The sequence below is a fragment of the Paraburkholderia solitsugae genome, assembly GCF_013177695.1.
In the GTDB taxonomy this organism is placed as follows: domain Bacteria; phylum Pseudomonadota; class Gammaproteobacteria; order Burkholderiales; family Burkholderiaceae; genus Paraburkholderia; species Paraburkholderia solitsugae.
The window spans coordinates 1-2,452 of the sequence record NZ_WOEY01000010.1 but is presented as its reverse complement, the minus strand read 5'-3'; the positions used below and the strand labels follow the sequence as shown (position 1 = coordinate 2,452).

Below are 2,452 nucleotides of genomic sequence, written 5' to 3'. Positions count from 1 at the left end.
CTATTACGTGCTGTACACGCCGCCGGGCGAAGACTTCTTCTGCTTCGAGCCGGTCGATCATCCGATCAACGCGATGAATCTGGCCGGCGGCGCGTGCGAGAACGGGATGACGCTGCTGGGACGCGGCGAGCGCCTGACGCGCACGTTCCGCTTCACCGTCGAGCGCGCGGGTTTGCGCTCGATGCCGGGTGCGCGCGGGTCGCGACGGCGGCAATAGCCGGCGAGCAGGGCGGCGCGGCGCGGCGCACCCGTCACGCCTCGGCCCGAGCCGGTATGACGCGCAGCCGCGGCTTGCCGCGCAGGACGGGTAAAATACGCGCCTCTTCCGTTATCGGCTCGCCGCGAGACTCACCATGTCCAATTTCATCCAGACACTCAACGACGCCTGGCAGCGCACGAACTCGCTGCTGTGCGTCGGCCTCGATCCCGAGCCCAGCAAATTCCCGGGCGCGCTCGCGGGCCGTCCCGAGGCGATTTTCGACTTCTGCCGCACTATCGTCGATGCGACTGCGCCATATGCGTCGTCGTTCAAGCCGCAGATCGCGTACTTCGCCGCCCATCGCGCGGAAGACCAACTCGAGCAGCTGATCGCGCACGTTCACGCGAACCATCCGGGCCTGCCGGTAATTCTGGACGCGAAGCGCGGCGACATCGGCAGCACGGCCGAGCAGTACGCGCGCGAGGCATTCGAGCGCTATCAGGCGGATGCGGTGACGGTGAATCCGTATATGGGTTTCGATTCTATCGAGCCGTATCTGGAGCACGAAGGCAAGGGCGTGATCGTCCTGTGCCGGACCTCGAACGCGGGCGGTTCGGATCTGCAGTTTCTGGAGACGGGCGGGCGTCCGCTGTACCAGGTCGTTGCACAACTGGCGGCGGACAAGTGGAACGCGAGCGGCCAACTGGGTCTCGTGGTCGGCGCGACCTTCCCGAGGGAAATCGAAGTGGTGCGTGGAATCGTCGGCGATATGCCGCTGTTGATTCCGGGCATCGGCGCGCAAGGCGGCGATGTTCAGGCGACGGTCAACGCTGGCCGCACGGCGAACGGCACGGGCATGCTGATCAACTCGTCGCGGGCGATTATCTACGCCGGCAAGGACGACGATTTCGCTGAAGCCGCAGCGAAATCAGCGATGGAAACGCGTGACCGGATCAATGCGTTCCGGTGAGGGGCGGCGGCCGTCGTGAGCGACGGCCTGTGATTTTGTTCGGGCAGGTCTACCTGGCCGAACCTTCTCTCTCTGTTGAAGCCGGTCACGCAAACGGCGCCAGCCTTTGCGGTGCGTTGACGCTCGTGCTGCTGGCCGCAGCCTCTGCGTCTGTTCGGGGCGGTCAGGCAAGCCGGCTTTAGCCTCTGCCTTTGTTGTGAGGGTGATTAGGCCACCGATCTGGGGCTCTGCCGTTGTCGACGCGGCTTAAGCGGCCGGCCCAAGTCGCTCAATAGACGCCGCATGCTGCGGAAATTGCCCTTTCAGCGCGTCGACATCCGCCAACTCGAACTCGCTGAATTCAAACCCCGGCGCCACCGTGCAACCCACCAGCGCGAACGTCGCGGGGTCCGCGCATTCCGCGGCAAACCACAGGCCTGCAGGCACCACCGCCTGAAATACGGCATCCGGATGCGTGAGCGCATTGCCCAACTTGTGCGTAATCAGCGCGCCCGCTTCGTCGAGTACGTGGACGTTCAACGGCTCGCCGGCATAAAAATGCCAGACCTCGTCGGACTTGATCCGATGCCACGCCGAATGCGCGCCGTCGCAGAGCAGGTAGTAAATCGCGGTGGACGCGGAGCGGGCCTGCGTCGAACCGTCATCGCGGCGGACGGACTCCGCGGACCGATACGTCTCGCTGAAAAATCCACCTTCAGGATGCGGCGTCAGGTCGAAGCGGCGGATCAGCTCGTCTTTGGCTGCGTGCGAAGTCGACATGTTGGGCATCGTGGACGGCACCTCAGGTTTTGAACCGGACGTTAATGTTCGCGCTCATCGAGCAGCGCCAGCATGCCGCGCAACGCGTGCGCGGCGGCCTGAACGCGGATCTTCTCGCGGTCGCCCTTGAAGACCTTGGTTTCAACCGATGTATGCAGCCGATTGCTCCAGCCGAACGACACCATGCCGACCGGCTTGGTGTCAGTGCCGCCGCCTGGGCCTGCGACGCCGGTAATCGACAGCGACACCTGCGCGCGGCTGTTGCGCAGCGCGCCCTCGGCCATGGCGCGCGCCACCTGTTCGCTGACCGCGCCGTGCTTGTCGATCAGGTCGGCTGGCACGCCGATCATTTCGGACTTCGCCTGATTCGAATACGTGACGAAGCCGCGCTCGAACCAGCCGCTGCTGCCGGAAATATCGGTGATCGCGGTCGCCACCATGCCGCCTGTACAGGACTCGGCGGTAACGAGCATCAGGCGCTCGTCGCGCAGACGGTTGCTCACGCGAATCGCGAGCTGATGAAC

Annotated in this window: 3 protein-coding genes and 1 pseudogene; 2 read left to right on the top strand and 2 right to left on the bottom strand. The window is 64.8% G+C overall.

The features are described from left to right. Positions 1-217: pseudogene (locus GNZ12_RS01785) on the top strand (aldose 1-epimerase); the annotation flags it as partial. A 136-nt stretch (positions 218-353) separates the two neighbouring features. Continuing rightward, positions 354-1,169, top strand: a complete 816-nt coding sequence (pyrF, locus tag GNZ12_RS01780; protein WP_172308726.1) for an orotidine-5'-phosphate decarboxylase — start codon at positions 354-356, stop codon at positions 1,167-1,169. Positions 1,170-1,415: 246 nt separating this feature from the next. Here pyrF and GNZ12_RS01775 read toward each other — a convergent pair whose 3' ends face one another. After that, on the bottom strand, positions 1,416-1,928 hold the full coding sequence (locus tag GNZ12_RS01775; RefSeq protein ID WP_172308725.1) for a cupin domain-containing protein: 513 nt from the start codon (positions 1,926-1,928) through the stop codon (positions 1,416-1,418). 41 nt (positions 1,929-1,969) lie between these two features. Then, positions 1,970-2,452, bottom strand: a 483-nt coding sequence (locus GNZ12_RS01770) for a CinA family protein (RefSeq protein WP_172308724.1), incomplete at its 5' end; no start/stop codon positions are given.